This window comes from Brevibacillus sp. HB1.4B (genome assembly GCF_013284285.1).
In the GTDB taxonomy this organism is placed as follows: Bacteria; Bacillota; Bacilli; order Brevibacillales; family Brevibacillaceae; genus Brevibacillus; species Brevibacillus porteri.
Genome location: NZ_JABSUT010000004.1, coordinates 357,081 through 373,489, shown reverse-complemented (window position 1 = coordinate 373,489; position 16,409 = coordinate 357,081). Strand labels below are relative to the sequence as shown.

Below are 16,409 nucleotides of genomic sequence, written 5' to 3'. Positions count from 1 at the left end.
TTTTGTTCGTTGTTACTTTGTCGTGAAGGTAAGACCTGCCCATTGCCCTACAGGCGTAACGGAATACATGGTATTTGGTTCTAGCTTGCCGCCATTCATCATTTCGAAGATTCCGGTAGAGCCTTTGCGTGTTGTTACTTTGTATTGAGCAACCAGCTCAGTTCCATCCGGTGCTGTTAATTTGATTTGACGGGAAGCAAACAGTTCATCACGCGGATCACTGCTCAATCTTACTTCTAGCGTAGTTGGGTTTACTTCATTTACGGAGCGAATCGTCAGTGGGTTGATCGCTTTCGCTGTAAACTTGGAATCTTTGATATCAGCCCAATCCGTTGTAACGGTATACTCTACGCCTGGAATCAGTGTCTCACCTGCTGGCAAACGAAATTTTGGTTCCTGACGACCATCTGTCGCTTGTGTAAATGGAACGTACGTCGCAACGATTGGCTCGCCACCTTCTGGCGTGATGTACACTTGTGCCGTTCTCAGCGATGGAATGATTTCATAGTTCTTTCCCCGATATTGATTGTTTTGATCTAACACAAAGTCTAGACCATTGCGCTTGCCGACATAAGACGCAATCACATTTTCATAGTCTGTTACGCCAGCGCGCAGGCTTGATTCAATCTCAATCGTATCGTACGCTACCTGACGTGCTTCAACCATATCAATCAAGTCACTGTTCGTTTCAAAAGTACCAGCCATTTCGTCCTTATATGTCAACGTGTACGTCATGTTAGAAGTTTGAGGCGTCGTTGGAACATAGTAAGTAGCTATTGTGCCTGTCTTTAACTGCGGGATATTGCGAATCGTCAAACCGTTATCGAATTGGAAATTTTCCTGAGCTTTTGCCAATACCAAATCTTCCGCCACGAGTGGAGCGGACAAGGTGACTTCCAATGTGATCGGATTGAGCGACTTGATGCTCTGTACTTCTGCGTTTTCATCTGGTTGGGCATCCGTTGTAACAGACACGTTTCGCGCTGTAGCCCATTCTCCTACTGGCTCCACCTGATAGGTGACATTCGACTCCAGCTCTTTTCCATCCATAATTTCAAACGTTCCGTTGCCCCATTGCGCGTCGTAAATTTATATTGGGCAACCAGTTCTGTTCCATCTGGAGCTGTCAATGTGATGCGGCGGAGTGGAAAAATCTCTTCGCGCGGATCGCGTCGCAGTGTTACGTCGAGTGTGGTTTCATTCTTTGCTTTTACAGACTGGATGGTAAGTGGATCAACATCTCTCGCTGTGAAGGTAGCGTCACGGAAATCAGCCCAATCCGAAGAGACTGTGTAAGTTACACCTGGCTCCAATTCTTCTCCCGCTGGTAGGCGGAATTTCGGTTCTTGAACTCCATCTGTATTTTGGGTAAACGGAACGTATGTGGCAACGATCGGCTCACCGTTTCGTGGTGTCAAGGTTACTTGTGTACCGCGCAAGGATGAGATGATTTGGTATTCTCTCCCTCTGTAACGGTTGTCCTCATCCAATTCAAAATCAAGGCCGCCTCGTTTGCCTGCATATGCTTCGATCACATTTCCGTAATCGGTTACGCGGTCACCTAGACGAGACTCGAGCTCAATCGTATCATTGGACACTTGACGCGCTTCTCGCATGTTAATTTTTTCATCGCTTGCCTCAAAGGTGCCCATTTCCTCGCCTTTGTAAGTGAAGGTATACGTTGTGCCTTCCTCTTGCGGAGTAGTAGGTACGATGTAGGTAGATTCGAATCCTGTTTTTCGTTGTGGAACATTTCGAATGGTCAGGTCGTTATCGAATTCGAAGTTTTTTAGCGCGTTGTTTAGTTCGACTTCTGTTGAGCTAAGTGGCTCTGCAAAGGTGATTTCTAGTGTAATCGAGTTCAGAGACTTGATGCTCGTCACCTCGACAGCTTCTCTGTCATCCTGCTTATCATGAGAGGCTGCTCTCGCTACTGTATCCATGTTCAGAACGTTGAAAGGAACCGCTACCCCTGTTCCAAGCATCGACGCGAGTAAAAGTAGTGAGAGGTGCTTTTTCGTTTTCTTCATACGATCATCTCCTTGTCTACGATGGGGGATCAACCCTCTGAATCTATCGTAGTCGGAAGAAATAAACTCCTACTAAACCTGTTCTTAATGAACTATTTCCTAAAGATTAACTTTTTCTAAAAAAATGGCAGAGGAAAGAAGAAAAAACAAAAACGCCAGTCACTTTGGCGTTTTTGCGTTCGTTTATTCGATTATGTCTACACCTTAAATCGGCGAATCATGTGTTGTAGCTCTTCTGCCATATTGGAAAGAGCTGTCGCTGACGAAGCGATTTCCTCCATGGAAGCGAGCTGCTGCTGTGTAGCAGCGGAAACGTTCTGCGTGCCATCCGCAGTCAAGTCAGAAACTTCGCTGACCAGCTCCATCGCCTGTACGACCTGTTCGGAATGGGCAGACACTTCCTGGGCAGATGCAGACACGTCGTGAATCTGATCGGCTACTGTGCCAATCGAGTTCTGAATATGACCGAACGTTTCGCCCGCACGATGAACGACGCGAATTCCTTCTTGTACTTCCCGGGTGCCTGTTTCCATCGATTCGACGGCGACTTTTGTATCTGTCTGAATCGTACTGATCAACTGCGCGATTTTTTGGGCGGACTGTGCCGATTGCTCTGCCAGCTTCCGCACTTCATCTGCTACCACCGCGAATCCACGGCCGTGCTCTCCTGCGCGTGCTGCTTCAATCGCTGCATTGAGGGCGAGCAGATTGGTCTGATCCGCAATGCCTGTAATGACTTCGATGATTTCTCCGATTGCTTGAGAATGATTGCCCAGACCATCTACCACGGCTGAGAGCTCACGCATGGAGTCGTGGATCGCATTCATTTGTTTAACAGCATCCTGAATGGACTGGTTCCCTTCTCCCGCCATGTTGGCGACTTCGCTCACCATATTGGAGGTTTGCTGTGCGTTGCTTGCGATTTGACGAATTCCTCGTGACATATCATCAATGGATTTCGCCCCATTCTCTACACTCGCTACCTGACGATCAACTCCTGCTGCCACTTCTTGAACAGTAACAGCAATCTGTTCGGTTGCCCGGCTCGTCTGATCTGCGCTTGCCGTCAGTTGCTCTGCCGATGCGGCTACCTGCTCCGATGTCCCACCTACCTGACGAATGACAGAAGTTAGACTGGTCGCCATTTCATTAAACGAATTCGTCAGATCCAAAATCTCGTCACGAGTTTTGACAACCAATGGCTCTGCTCTCAAATCTCCATCAGCGACTTTCTTCATCTCTTCCATCAAACGCACGATCGGTTGACGGATATTTACGGTCAGCCAGATAGCCAATGATATACCTGCTATCACAGAGACAACCATGACGATGAGCATATCGCGTTTTACGGATTCGTACATTTCTGCGCTTTCCGTGCCAACGCGTTGGGCTCCTTCGCTGTTATACGTAATCAGTGCATCCAAGTATTTTTTGCGTTCAAGAAACAGTTCACTGCTTTTTTTCTTGATGAGCTCCAGCTCAGCCATGTCTGCATCGCTAGCAGCCTTTCTGATATCCACTCTTTTGCCGATTTCGACGAACTGAGGGTTGAATTCTTCGTATTTTTTCAGAGCCTGCTTCAATCCCTCATAATTTTGGCGGTCTTCTTCACCGACAATCGTTTTTTCATAGCTGGCTAATAACCCGTCAATATAGGCAAATTGATCATCCACTGTTTTTGCATACTTGTTCTTGTCATCCATGTTCTCTGTTGTGAGCATGGTTTGAGTAACTCCGTAAATGGTTTCCAGCGTCATGTTTATCTTCAGAATGTCTTCTAATCCCGGGCGCCAGCTTGTATTCATTTCCACCATCTTCTGGTTCATTTCCTGCATCTTTACAATACTTGTTATTCCCGTAAAAATAATGATGACCAGGACAAATGCGAATGCACCGCCCAGTTTTTTTCCGATCGTCCATTTCATTTCGTAAACACCACTTTTCTTAACGTAATGATGATAGCGTAATCTCCTTTTCCCGCCCAACTGATGGAATAAACCTTAATGCGCACAAAAAAATTGATCTTTACACAAAAATTTAAATCCACAATTCAGAAAACTCCTGTAAGATAGATGAAAATAAAGCGGAATGGAGGACGGTTGATGCAAAACTACGATGTCATTATTGTTGGAGCAGGATCGATGGGAATGGCAGCTGGCTACTATCTGGCGAAACAGGGTGTGCGTACACTCATGATCGATGCCTTTGATCCCCCACACACGATGGGCAGCCATCATGGGGATACCCGTATCATTCGCCATGCGTATGGAGAAGGAAAACAGTACGTCCCGCTTGCGTTGCGAGCGCAACAGTTGTGGTCAGAATTGGAACAAGCATCCAGCATACCGATCTTCGCCAAAACAGGTGTTTTGAACGCAGGACCCTTGCATTGTCCTTTCCTGAATGAAATTCGGGAGAGCGCTGAGCAGTACTCCCTTCCCTTGGAAGTACTTAGTGCCAATGAGGTCATGCAACGCTGGCCAGGAATCAATCTGCCTGCTGATTACTACGGCTGCCTGGAGCCTACTTCAGGTGTGCTTTATTCTGAAAACGGCATCCGCGCCTATCGAGAGCTCGCCCTTGCCGCAGGAGCTACGCTGTTGACGAACACGCCAGTCATGCAGTTGGAGCCAGCAGGTAATGGGTTCATCGTGCATACGGAATCTGCCAGCTACCACGGCGATAAAGTCCTTCTATCCGCCGGTGCTTGGAATGGTTCTCTCCTTGACTCGTTGGGCTTGTCCATCCCGCTCACCCCTACACGCAAAACGGTTGCCTGGTTTGGTGCAGATGAGAGCCAGTACAGTGCGGATGGATTTCCCGCTTTCATCTTTCGCCTTCATGACTCTATGTTCTACGGATTTCCCAGCTTTGATGGCATTGGTGTAAAAATCGGACGCCATGACGGAGGACTAGCCATCGATCCTGATAAACTGGAACGTACCTTTGGCACCTATTTGTCGGACGAAGGGGATGTTCGTTCCTTTTTGGAAGCGTATATGCCTGGGGCCGCCGGACCATTGCGACAAGGCAAGGTATGCATCTACACCATGACGCCTGATGAGCATTTCGTCATTGACCGTCATCCTGAACACCCACAGCTTGTATTTGCAGCAGGCTTTTCCGGGCATGGTTTTAAATTCGCCAGTGCGATCGGGGAAGCGACCAGCCAACTGCTGGTAGAGGGAGCATCTTCCCTCGACTTGTCTATGTTTTCTTGGAAGCGATTCTCCTGAACACACACGAATGAGCGAAAAAAGCCTCTCGCCGCATTTTATGGCAGGAGGCTTTTGTTCGTTTTACCACTCCCAAGACAAAGATCCGATCTGCGCTGAAATTCGACTGCTCACTTGTATGGGAAGTCCAGAAGCTCGCATGGTGGAACGACCGTTGTCGTAGGGAAACAGGTAGGCGAAACCAGGCCGAGTCGCCTGATTGACCAGATAGGCAGACCTCATTGCTCCCGCTCTTCGTTGTTCATTCAAAAATGCTACCATCTCACTCGCTCGTTTGATCCCCGCACCATGCCCGTAATACAAGCCATTGCCGAGCACGACTGCATTTTCTCCTTGCCACTGAGGTGTCGCGCGATCGTAATCAGGATTGGCAAAATAAATCACATCACCAGGCAAGAAGGTATTTGTCCGCAATGTTTGCAAGTCTAGATCCTGATCGTACCGCCAGTCATATAGTAAGATGTCCGCAAACATTCTCTCAAAATCGGGTAAACGAATGGACTGTAGGACTGCATGATAAATAATAACGACCATCGCGGTTGCGCACTCTGTAGCGTATTTCTGGCCCTCACGAAAAATATTGATAATCCCGCTGGATGGCGACACTCCCGGTCGCAAGCGGAATCCGCCCTGGTCTGTTCGAATCCAGTAAGCTGGATTGGCACGAGATTCTTCAAAAGTAGAAAAGGCCAGGCCGCTTTCGTTCAGTGCCAAGGCAGACCTCACCAGATGATCGCGCATTTTCAGTTCAAATTGCAGGAGCTCAGGAGTCGGATATTCAAATACTTCATCACTTCGTGCCATAATCGCTACCGTTTCACGCTGTACCGGATTTAATCCCCATTCCGCTGCCAACGAGGCGGGATTAGCTGGTCTCCCCGCTATGACGATCATATACAACCTCCCCTTCACACACTGTCCTTCTTATTTGTATGCGAATGCCCATGTCCAAGTGATCGACTAAGAAAAACCATCAGATAAGCACGGAACACAGTGAGGAGAAGAAAAAGCACAGTTCTCTTCGACTCTGACACGCCAGCAGGGGGGATTCACTGGACGTCTCCATTACAAAAAGGGGACCGTCGAGCCAAAGCCACCCTACGGGCGGAAGATTCTCAGGGGAGAAGTGTTCGACAAGCGTGGTCTCCTTTTTGTAGTTCCGACTGGGTAGGCGTTGTCAAGGTCTACGAGCCCTGTGCTTTTTCTTCTCACTAGCCTAGTCCGTTGATCGGTACCTTCTAATAAAAATCCCCCGCCTGTTTGACCAGACGAGGGATTTCCTTTTTAGCCTTGTGCTTGCTTGACTGTATGTGGTGTCGGGGTCGAGACGTGCTTTAAGCGTGAGAACATATAGCAGCCGACAATGACGATCATACTGCCGAGCAATTGGATGATGGTCATACGCTCCCCGAGTAAAAGAAATGCGAGAATGGCCGTAAAAATAGGATTGAAATTGAGGAACATACCTGCTGAGGTTGCGCCAACCTTTTGTACACCAATATTCCACAACACCATGCTGACGACAGTCGCCATTACACCAACGTAGAACAACGACAGCCAGAACGTCCAGTCTGTGTTGCTAATCGTAAATGTGGTGACATTAAAGGGCAGCATCAGCGCGACACCGAAAATCCCCGAGTACAGTGTGGACATCATCGGCGAGACCGTCTTCATCGCCCAACGCCCGCATACGGAGTAAATCCCCCACATGGCGACAGCGGCGAGCATCCACAAATCACCCGTGTTAAAGTGCAATTGGGACAAGTGCGCGAAGTCTCCTTTTGTCATCACCACAAGGACGCCTGCAAACGAGACAAGCATCGCGACAATCTGCAACGGTCGAATCTTTTCACCCACCAGCAAAAAGGAGAAAATCGCGATCGAAACCGGATTCAGCGTGGACAATAGACCAACATTGGTCGCGTCTGTCCGCTCAAGTGCCCAGAACATGAATAAATTAAAAAGTGCTACGCCGGTCACTCCCATCACGATCAAAGGAAGAAGTGCCTCTCGCGTTGGGAAAATCCGTTTTTCGCGTATCCAAACAACCGGCAACAAGCAAACAACAGCAATGAGCCAGCGCAAATTGGTCAGCGTCAAGGAAGACGCGTGCCCGACAAGGAATTTACCAACAACAAAATTTCCTCCCCAAAGGAAGCTGGTACAGAGTAATAGGACGATATATAGCGGTCTCATGTTGCCTCCTGCCAAGATGAAAGAGTTATGGAGCTTTTATTTGTCCTCTATCATACACCTTTCGCCAGCATTTGGGCGGTCACGTTGCACTTTCCATTTTTATCCTTTTAAAATCCAAATCCATGAGTGAAATAAAAAAAGGGCTATCTAACAGCCCCTTCCTTCACACAGCCAGCCACGACATGATCACCGGCAGCAAGGTAAACGCCCACACCACCGTAATCATCGCTCCGGCGATCACAGCCAAAGTCGCACTGCTTCCTTCTGTTTCCCCACGCTCAAAAGCTTTGACCATCCCCAACGCATGTGCGCCCATTCCGTACATCAAGCCGATGGACACAGGATGACGGAGCCTCATTCTCTTGATGATTTTAGGAGCCAAAAAAACGCCTGCAAAGCTGGTCAGCATGCCGAAAACGGCTGTCATCGTAGGCATTCCGCCAATCGCCTCCGTTACGCTCACCGCAATTGGCAAGGTAATCGAGCGAGGAATGACGCTAAGCGCCGCTTCTTTTCCCAATCCGACTAACATCGTCGTGGAGACACCTGCAATGATAGCGATGAGGGAACCCGTAGCAAGACTCGTCAAAATCATCCGGCGATGCGCCATTAACACCGACCAATTTCGGTACAGCGGAATCGCAAACGCCACTGTGACTACGCTCATCATCTCACTAATGAGCGAGGTCGCTTCACTGTACACCTGATAAGGAATGCCTGCGAAAAGCAAAAACAGAATCAAACCGATCGGCGCCAATATGGCCGGAGAAAACAGCAGAGACGGTCTTTTCTTGTTGAACCTTTTTGCTGCATAGAAGAAAACGAGTGTCAGGAGCACGCTAGACGTTTTCCACAGGATCATGCTGTTTCACCTCTCCACGATTGAACATACGCTCAGCAATAACACCTGTCGAAATCATCACAAGCGCACAACCGCTTACGACTACCACAAGGACCAGTAATCCTTTTATTCCTAATAACCATGGATATTGCATCATCCCGACCAGCGATGGTACGAAAAACAGGATCATCTGCGAGAATAACAGAGTCGCCCCTGCTTCCACCCACTGTAGACGAATCAAGTCGGTATATAGACAAATGAACAAAAGCGCGAGTCCGATCAGACTGCCGGGAACAGGAAGGTGAAAAAACGAGCTCACCCATTTCCCGAGCCAGGTGAAACCGAACAATAGCAAAACTTGTGCAATGATGGAGAACCATCTTTTCATCGAGACCACCCCAGTTGCTCTACAAAGGTTGTTCAAAAAGTCACCTTTTGAACGAGTTACCTTCATTCTAAGCCGTCTCGATTCCATTCGTACAATACATAAAAATCATCATTTCTATTCCATTTGGTTATGGCTGTACATTTTCTCTACAAACGATATGAAAGCCTTTGTCGCATGCGATAAATACCCTTCTTTTCGATAAATCAAAGCATACTGCCAGTCAATCACTGGGTAGGAAATGTTGACGGTGTGCAAATTCCCGTTATTCAAGCGTCTCACGATGGAGCGTGGAATGAGTGATATCCCTAGTTGAGTAGCCACCATCTCTCCGACAAAATCCCATAAAGAGCTCATGTAAGCGACTTTCGGTTCAAAGCCGGACAGCTTGCACGCTTGGCGCACTACATCGTGCATCGCGTATTCTTCGGTAAACAAAATGAAAGCCTCGTCCTTAAGCTGTTCCAAGCTCACCTCATCGGCTCCCGCCAGCCAATGATCCCGATGAACGATCGCGACGAGGTCCTCTGCGAGCAAGGGAACCGCCACAAATTTCTCCTGATCCGTTGGAAGAACGGTTAATGCCACCTCAATGCTTCCTTGCTCCATTTGGATTTCAAGCAGCTTGGCGCTGTATTCCTTCATCTCGATATCGATGCCTGGATACTGCTTTTTAAACAAGGCAATCACATTCGGCAAGAGAAAAGAACCCACGGTCGGCATCATACCCAGTTTGACCCGACCACGCTCGACATTTCGCAATTCTGCAATCGATGACGACATACCTTCCATCAGCTGCAACACTTTGGTCGCATAGCTGTAGACCATTTCCCCTGCGTCTGTCAGATCCATTTTCCGCTCCGTCCGATCCAGCAGAACTACCTCTAGCTCTTCTTCCAATGCCTTGATCATTTTGCTGATAGAAGGCTGGGAGACGTGGAGGGATTGCGCGGCCTTCGTAAAGTTTTTATGTTTGACTACTTCCACAAAGTAATGCAGCTGTCGAATATCCATGGTGCCCTCCGTCTTCGTCCAATCAAAAGCGTTAGCTACAGATTACCACAGGCGAGAGTATGCAAAAAAGCCAGGAACGCAGTCGCGCCCTGGCTTTTCCTCCAGCTTGAGTTACTTCACGGTTACCTGTATTTTTACGACTTTTCCATTATACGTAGCGGCAATCGTTGCGCGACCTGCTTTCACAGCCGTGAGCTTGCCATCCGCTACAGTCACAACGGAGCTGTTCGTGGAGATCCAGTCTGCATCGACTGTGACATCGACCTTGGTTTTGTCGGTATAGATAGCAGATACCTTCAAGTCTTTTGATTCGCCGACTTTGAGATCTGCCTTTTTCGTGTCAAATTCTAGCTTGGAGATAATAGCAGACTCTACAGGGATCGAGATTGTCTTTCCACCGTAAGTTGCTTTGATTCTCGCTTTGCCAGAACCTACAGTTGTCACGACTCCGTTTTCAACTGTGGCGACTTTTTCATCGTCGGATGTCCACTTGGCTTTGCTTGTTACATCGACCTTTTCTTTGCTAGACAAGATAGCCAGCAGTGTAACCGACTGGGTAGTGCCTGGACGCAGATACAGCTTTTTCTTATCGCTGTCCAGCTTGGAGACGACATCCACCTCTACTGGAATGGTTACGTTTTTTCCACCGTACTTCACTTTGAGTTTCGCTGTGCCCGAACTTACTGCTGTAACCAAACCATTCGTGACCGTTACGATTTCCGTATCATCGCTTTCCCACTCTGCATTGGCGGTTACATCAGAGGTAGACTTGTCTGAGAAGGTTGCTGTTGCGTTTACCTGCTTCGTGCCTCCCACGTTGAGAACCAGTTTCTTCTGGTCAGCAGTGAGCTTGGAAATCACATCGATCTCAACAGGGACACTCACACTTTTGCCCCCGAAGCTTGCTTTCACTCTTGTTTTACCGGAACTAACAGCGGTTACCAAGCCTTTTTCAACGCGTGCGATGTCACTGTCAGAGGAAGTCCACTCTGCTTGCTGTGTGACGTCTTCTGTTGTTTTATCCGTGTATTGCACGCGGACGTTCAACTGCTGCGTCCCCGCTTTTTTCAATTTTATTGTCTTTGTATCAACCACAAGCTTGGAAATCTTCTTCTGCGTACTTGTCGTCGCAGAATTTGCCAATGCCGGTACTTGGCCGACACTGGAAAAGATCAGCCCAACGGTAACAGCCGTAGCGAGCATACCTTTTTGCCAGTTTCTCATGCTCACATCCCACTCCTTTTCCTTTCTACTTTTCCACCATTTTCTATATCGGCTAAACTGCCGTACTTGTTGAATACAAAATGGCAAAGAAAGTCATGATTCTTCTGCCCATGTCCCTGCCAAGGGAGCAAAGTGCTGCATCGCCAAAGCTCCTGCCCCCATCACGATTGCCTCCCCCTTCAATTCGGAAGGAATGACGCGAAATTTCCCCTTAAATGGCTCCCAGATCACTTGATCGCTATGCTCCTCGACCAAATCAATGATTTCGCGATAATTCTCCACCAAATCACCACTTACAATCACGGTATCTGGATTGTACATGCATACAATATTGTTAATCGTGATTCCGAGGTACAACGCGGTACGGGAGACGATTTCCTTCGCCCAGCGCTCTTCGTTTCTCGCTGCCGCGAACACCTGACGGACATCACTGACATCCTTCACCCGACGCGCTTCCATGATCAAAGAATTTTCGTCTATGTATGTTTGCAAGCATCCGCGCTTTCCGCATTCACACAGATTCCCATTCGGATCGAGCGTCGTATGCCCCAGCTCTCCTGCGCTATTGGAGCCTCCGCGAAACACTTCGCCATTGATAATTAACGCAGAGCCGATACCCGTGCCAATGCCGATCAAGGCTGTCTTGTTCGAGCCTTTGGCAGAACCGTACAAGTACTCCGATAGGATTTTCACCTTCAAATCGTTGTCGATAACAGTTTTGATTTTCAGCCTTTTTTCAATCAGGCTGGCAAACGCTACGTCCTTCCAGTCCAGCGTAGTGGATAGCTGAACAATCCCTCGCTCATAATTAATCACCCCTGGCATCCCAATGCCGATCCCGACCACTTTTTCTAACGGAATGCCTGTCTGTTTGAGTATCCCTTCAATCTCGTTACAAATCAGTTCAGCCGTCTCTTCCGGTGTAGAATCCTGTGTTTTATGATCCATCCGATGCTGTGCAATAATTGCTTCGCTAAAGTCCATGATCCCAAAGCTGATGCGCTTTTTTGCCATGTCCACGCCGATTGTATAAATGGCCCCCGGCTCGATGTCGAGCATAATTGCCTTCCTGCCCACACCTGATGAGGTTAGCTCTGTCTCTCGAATCAGTCCTTCTTCGCACAGCTCATTTACAAATCTGCCAATCGAGGTGGCACTCATCCGCGTAATTTTGGCGATTTCTGCACGCGATATCGGTCTCTGCTTTTTGATAATGTCGAGGATCATTTGCTTGTTATGCTGCTTGGTCACGTCCTGATCTTGCTTCATGATTTTTTTCATCTTACAAAACTCCCATCTTGCTTGAATTCCCGGTAGTATTCCTGCGCGATTATTCTCACACTACCTGTCGCCATTTATTACGTCAACTGGGCCAAACAAAAACCATCCGAATCACCTCGGATGGTTTCTACGTTGCTATCGCTTGTTGTTGTTCAAATCATACGGTGTCTCTTGGTAAACGTAATAGTTTAACCAGTTGGAAAACATCAAATTCGCATGTGCGCGCCAAGTGACAATAGGCTCGCGATTTGGGTCGTCCTTTGGATAGTAATTACGCGGAACAGCAATGTCCAAGCCTTTGTTCACATCCCGCTGGTACTCATCTTGCAGGGTGGTCGGATCATACTCGGAATGTCCTGTCACAAAAATTTGTCGACCATCCCTCGTCGCTACGATGTAAACCCCTGATTCATCAGACTCGGACAATATCTCCAATTCTGGCACTTGCTCGATGTCTTCCCTGCGATTTTCGGTATGCCTGGAATGCGGAATGTAGAAGTAGTTATCAAATCCGCGGAACAACTTCACCTTTTGCTTATTGAGTGTATGAGGGAAGATTCCGAACATTTTTTCTGGCAACGGATGCTTCGGAACGCCAAAGTGGTGGTAAAGACCCGCTTGTGCTCCCCAACAAATATGCAGGGTCGAAGTGACGTTCTCCATTTTCCAATCGAGGATTTTTGTCAGCTCCTGCCAATACGTGACGTCTGTAAACTCGAGCTGTTCCACTGGTGCTCCGGTGATGATCATGCCATCAAATCGCTGGTCACAGATCTCCTCAAACGTTTTATAAAACATCGATAAATGTTCTTCCGACGTATTTTTGGACGTATGACTGGACATGTGCAAAAGCACGATTTCCACCTGTAGCGGTGTATTCCCCAGGAGGCGGAGCAACTGTGTTTCCGTTGTTTCCTTCACGGGCATGAGGTTGAGAATGACGATCCTGAGCGGTCGTATGTCCTGTGTGAAGGCACGGCTATCCTTCATCACAAAAATATTTTCTTGGGCGAGTATTTCCGTTGCAGGCAATTCGTCGGGCAATTTGATTGGCATAAAGATCCCCCTTTCCATCCTTTGAACACAGGTAGAAAAACAATAATCCGACAAATTCGACAAAAATACTAGACTTCCTGCCAATCCCACAGGGGAAAACGAAAAGATCCCCTTGCAAGCAAGTTGCAAGAGGTCTCTTTCCTTAAATCCAGCCGCGCGCTTCCATCGCCTCCGTAATTCGCAATAGCGAGATCATATAGGCTCCCGTGCGCAAGTCTACCTTGTATTGATCAGAGAGTTCTTTCACAGCACGATAGGCGTTAATCATGGTCGTTTGCAGCTTTTCGTTTACCTCAACCTCGGACCAGTAGTAATTCATCAGGTTTTGCACCCATTCAAAATAAGAAACCGTTACGCCACCTGCGTTGGCGAGAATATCTGGGATCACGGTAATCCCTTTTTCCCGCAAAATGGCATCCGCATCCGGTGTAGTAGGTCCATTTGCTGCTTCTGCAATCCACTTGGCCTGAATGCTGTGGGCATTCGCTGCTGTGATGACATTTTCCAATGCGGCCGGGATCAGAATATCCACTTCCAGCTCTAATAGTTGTTCATTGGAGATGACCGTACCACCTGCATACTCCAAAATGGTGGCGTTGTCTTTTAACTGCCCTACCTGTTCGATGTCCAAGCCAGCAGCATCATAAATACCTCCACGTGAGTCACTGACCGCCACGATTTTGAAGCCCAGCTCTGTCAAAAGTCTGGCAGCAATTCTTCCCGCGTTGCCGAATCCTTGAATCGCGACGGTTGTTTGTTCTGGCTTGCGTCCAGAATCTTTAAGCGCCTCTAGTATGGTAAAGACACATCCGCGGGCAGTCGCTTCGTTTCTTCCTTTGGAACCGCCGACACTCAGCGGTTTTCCCGTGATCACTCCCGGAGAATAGGTGCCTTTTAATCGACTGTACGTATCCATCATCCACCCCATGATTTGTGGGGTCGTATACACATCGGGTGCAGGTATGTCTGTCTCCGGTCCGACAATATCAGCGATAGCTTCCATGAAGCCGCGGCTGACTCGTTCCAGCTCACTTTTGCTGAATTCGTGGGGATCACATATGACGCCACCTTTTCCACCGCCATAAGGAAGACCAACCACGCCACATTTGAATGACATCCACATGGAGAGCGCCTTGACTTCATCCATCGTCACATCCGGATGAAAGCGAATCCCTCCTTTGGTCGGCCCTACCGCATCATTATGCTGAGATCGGTAGCCTTCAAAGACACGCACGCTACCATCGTCCATCTTGACAGGAAAACTGACAGCCAATACTCGTTTGGGTCGCTTTAAAATTTCTACAGCATCGCTTCGCAATCCCAACAGTGCCGCTGCAGCATCAATCTGTTTCTGCACAATCTCGTATGGATTCAGGTTTTCTTTCTCTACAGTATTTAGCATCTCTCTTCCTCCCCAATACTTTTCACACGCATTTTCCACATCACCTTGGCGCAGAGCTAAAGGATGAATGGAGTAATTATATACGATGCAAGTAAATTCAGACAATTTATTTTCTTTGTTTTCACATTATTGTGTTATTTTTGGGAAACAAATAAAAAACGCCCGATGCATCCTCTCGACACATCAGACGTTTTTCTCTTATTTTTTCAAATACGTCTTCATCAGCTTTGTTTTCGTCTCCCACATCTCTTCGCTGATGTGCAGACGGTAATGCTCCGGATTCAGCATGCGCAAGTATTCAGGCCAGAACAGCTTGAGTTGCTCACGATGGTAGTTGCGAATCTCTTGAAGGTTCGGCAGTTCATAGACCAGTTCCCCATCCACAAATACCGGAATTAGCAAAGACTCTGCCTGGTAGTTCTCCAAATGCTTGCTCAAATACGTATGGCTCGGATGGAACAAATGGAGAGGTCCTCCATCATCGACTGTTGTTTCATGTGGGAAGCACATATAGTCAGCAATCGCTTTGCCTGTTTCCGGATCAATCAATCGGTACATATCTTTGATACCTGGCGTTGTGACTTTTTCCGGATTCCCGGAGATTTTGATGGTCGGCTGATATTCTCCGTCCGCTCCTTCACGCGCCACCAGCTTGTATACGCCTCCGAGTGTCGGCTGATCCGCTGCCGTGATGAGCTGCGTTCCTACTCCCCAGCTATTTACGCGTGCACCTTGTACCTTCAGGTTCATAATCGTGTGCTCATCGAGATCGTTGGAAGCGACAATTTGCACATCGGTCATGCCTGCCTTATCAAGCATTTCACGAGTCTTGCAAGACAAGTACGTCAAGTCGCCACTGTCCAAGCGCACCGCCGTCAGCTTTTTACCTTGTTTCTCCAGGCGTTTTCCGACCTTAATTGCATTAGGCACGCCGCTTTTGAGCGTATCATACGTATCAACCAGCAAGGTTACCTGTCCTGGTAGAGCTGCTGCGAAGCGCTCAAATGCTTCTTCCTCACTCTCAAAGCTCTGTACCCATGAGTGAGCGTGCGTCCCTTTTGTCGGAATGCCAAACATTTTCCCTGCCAGCATATTCGAGGTCGCATCGAAACCCGCCAAATACGCTGCCCGCGTCCCCCACAACGCAGCATCTGCCTCCTGCGCCCTTCTTGTTCCGAACTCCATAAGAACATCATTGCCCGCCACGTTTTTAATCCGCGAAGCTTTGGTCGCAATCAGCGTCTGGTAGTTCATGTAGTTCAACAGGGCCGTCTCAACCAGCTGTGCCTCCATGACACGCCCCTCTACGCGAATCAGCGGCTCGTTCGGGAAAACCACGGTACCTTCCTTCACGGAATAGAGCGAGCCCTTAAAACGAAGCTGGCGCAGCTCTTCCAAAAACTTCGGATCGTAGTTCTCCTCCTGCTCACTCAAATACTTGAGATCGCTTTCTTCAAAGCTCAAATTTTTTATATAAGAAACAATGCGTTCCAATCCGGCAGATACGGCGTATCCGTTTCCAAAAGGTAGCTTGCGGAAAAATGCTTCGAAAACGACCTTTTGATTGTGCGTTCCGTTCACCCAATGGGCGTACATCATGTTGATCTGATATTTATCTGTGTGTAGTGCCACACCAAATGATTGCATGTCACTGAGGCCTCCTGTGTATTCCTTTCTATCATCATACCAGAAGCGTCCGCTGGTGCCCATCCGCTGTGGAGGATATGAGGGAATGTGGTATAGT

Annotated in this window: 14 protein-coding genes; 1 reads left to right on the top strand and 13 read right to left on the bottom strand. The window is 48.1% G+C overall.

Annotated elements, in window-relative coordinates:
* Positions 1-12 precede the first annotated feature (12 nt).
* From HP398_RS30935 to HP398_RS12320, 3 genes are all read right to left on the bottom strand, one after another.
* A complete protein-coding gene (locus HP398_RS30935; protein WP_254476056.1) occupies positions 13-1,050 on the bottom strand; it encodes a hypothetical protein in 1,038 nt (345 codons plus the stop codon).
* Entirely contained in the window at positions 999-2,030 is a 1,032-nt protein-coding gene (locus tag HP398_RS30930) for a hypothetical protein (protein ID WP_254476055.1), read from the bottom strand. Before HP398_RS30930 ends, HP398_RS30935 begins: the two co-directional genes overlap by 52 nt.
* A 197-nt stretch (positions 2,031-2,227) precedes the next feature.
* Complete coding sequence (locus HP398_RS12320; RefSeq protein ID WP_017249983.1) at positions 2,228-3,955, bottom strand: methyl-accepting chemotaxis protein; 1,728 nt, start codon at positions 3,953-3,955, stop codon at positions 2,228-2,230.
* Positions 3,956-4,132: 177 nt separating this feature from the next.
* Here HP398_RS12320 and solA point away from each other — a divergent pair, with 177 nt between their 5' ends.
* The gene (solA, locus tag HP398_RS12315; RefSeq protein ID WP_173622716.1) at positions 4,133-5,266 is read left to right on the top strand and encodes an N-methyl-L-tryptophan oxidase; all 1,134 of its coding nucleotides are present in this window, start codon (positions 4,133-4,135) and stop codon (positions 5,264-5,266) included.
* A 63-nt stretch (positions 5,267-5,329) separates the two neighbouring features.
* Here solA and HP398_RS12310 read toward each other — a convergent pair whose 3' ends face one another.
* The 10 genes from HP398_RS12310 to HP398_RS12265 form a co-directional block, all read right to left on the bottom strand.
* Positions 5,330-6,160 (bottom strand): protein-glutamine gamma-glutamyltransferase, encoded by an 831-nt coding sequence (locus tag HP398_RS12310; protein WP_173622715.1) that lies wholly within the window; start codon positions 6,158-6,160, stop codon positions 5,330-5,332.
* 390 nt (positions 6,161-6,550) lie between these two features.
* Positions 6,551-7,462: a DMT family transporter gene (locus HP398_RS12305; RefSeq protein ID WP_026043204.1), complete on the bottom strand. Its 912-nt coding sequence runs from the start codon at positions 7,460-7,462 to the stop codon at positions 6,551-6,553.
* Between the two features lie 163 nt (positions 7,463-7,625).
* Positions 7,626-8,324: an LrgB family protein gene (locus tag HP398_RS12300; protein WP_017249978.1), complete on the bottom strand. Its 699-nt coding sequence runs from the start codon at positions 8,322-8,324 to the stop codon at positions 7,626-7,628.
* On the bottom strand, positions 8,302-8,691 hold the full coding sequence (locus HP398_RS12295; RefSeq protein WP_173622714.1) for a CidA/LrgA family protein: 390 nt from the start codon (positions 8,689-8,691) through the stop codon (positions 8,302-8,304). The genes HP398_RS12300 and HP398_RS12295 overlap by 23 nt, the downstream gene beginning before the upstream one ends.
* Before the next feature lie 114 nt (positions 8,692-8,805).
* Positions 8,806-9,702 (bottom strand): LysR family transcriptional regulator, encoded by an 897-nt coding sequence (locus tag HP398_RS12290; RefSeq protein WP_017249976.1) that lies wholly within the window; start codon positions 9,700-9,702, stop codon positions 8,806-8,808.
* Positions 9,703-9,813: 111 nt separating this feature from the next.
* A complete protein-coding gene (locus tag HP398_RS12285) occupies positions 9,814-10,926 on the bottom strand; it encodes an Ig-like domain-containing protein (RefSeq protein ID WP_173622713.1) in 1,113 nt (370 codons plus the stop codon).
* Positions 10,927-11,019: 93 nt separating this feature from the next.
* A complete protein-coding gene (locus tag HP398_RS12280) occupies positions 11,020-12,207 on the bottom strand; it encodes an ROK family transcriptional regulator (protein ID WP_017249974.1) in 1,188 nt (395 codons plus the stop codon).
* Between the two features lie 135 nt (positions 12,208-12,342).
* Positions 12,343-13,263, bottom strand: a complete 921-nt coding sequence (metA, locus tag HP398_RS12275; protein ID WP_017249973.1) for a homoserine O-acetyltransferase MetA — start codon at positions 13,261-13,263, stop codon at positions 12,343-12,345.
* A gap of 142 nt (positions 13,264-13,405) precedes the next feature.
* Positions 13,406-14,665: a Glu/Leu/Phe/Val family dehydrogenase gene (locus tag HP398_RS12270; RefSeq protein ID WP_017249972.1), complete on the bottom strand. Its 1,260-nt coding sequence runs from the start codon at positions 14,663-14,665 to the stop codon at positions 13,406-13,408.
* A 198-nt stretch (positions 14,666-14,863) separates the two neighbouring features.
* Positions 14,864-16,312, bottom strand: a complete 1,449-nt coding sequence (locus HP398_RS12265; RefSeq protein WP_017249971.1) for a nicotinate phosphoribosyltransferase — start codon at positions 16,310-16,312, stop codon at positions 14,864-14,866.
* Between the last annotated feature and the right edge of the window lie 97 nt (positions 16,313-16,409).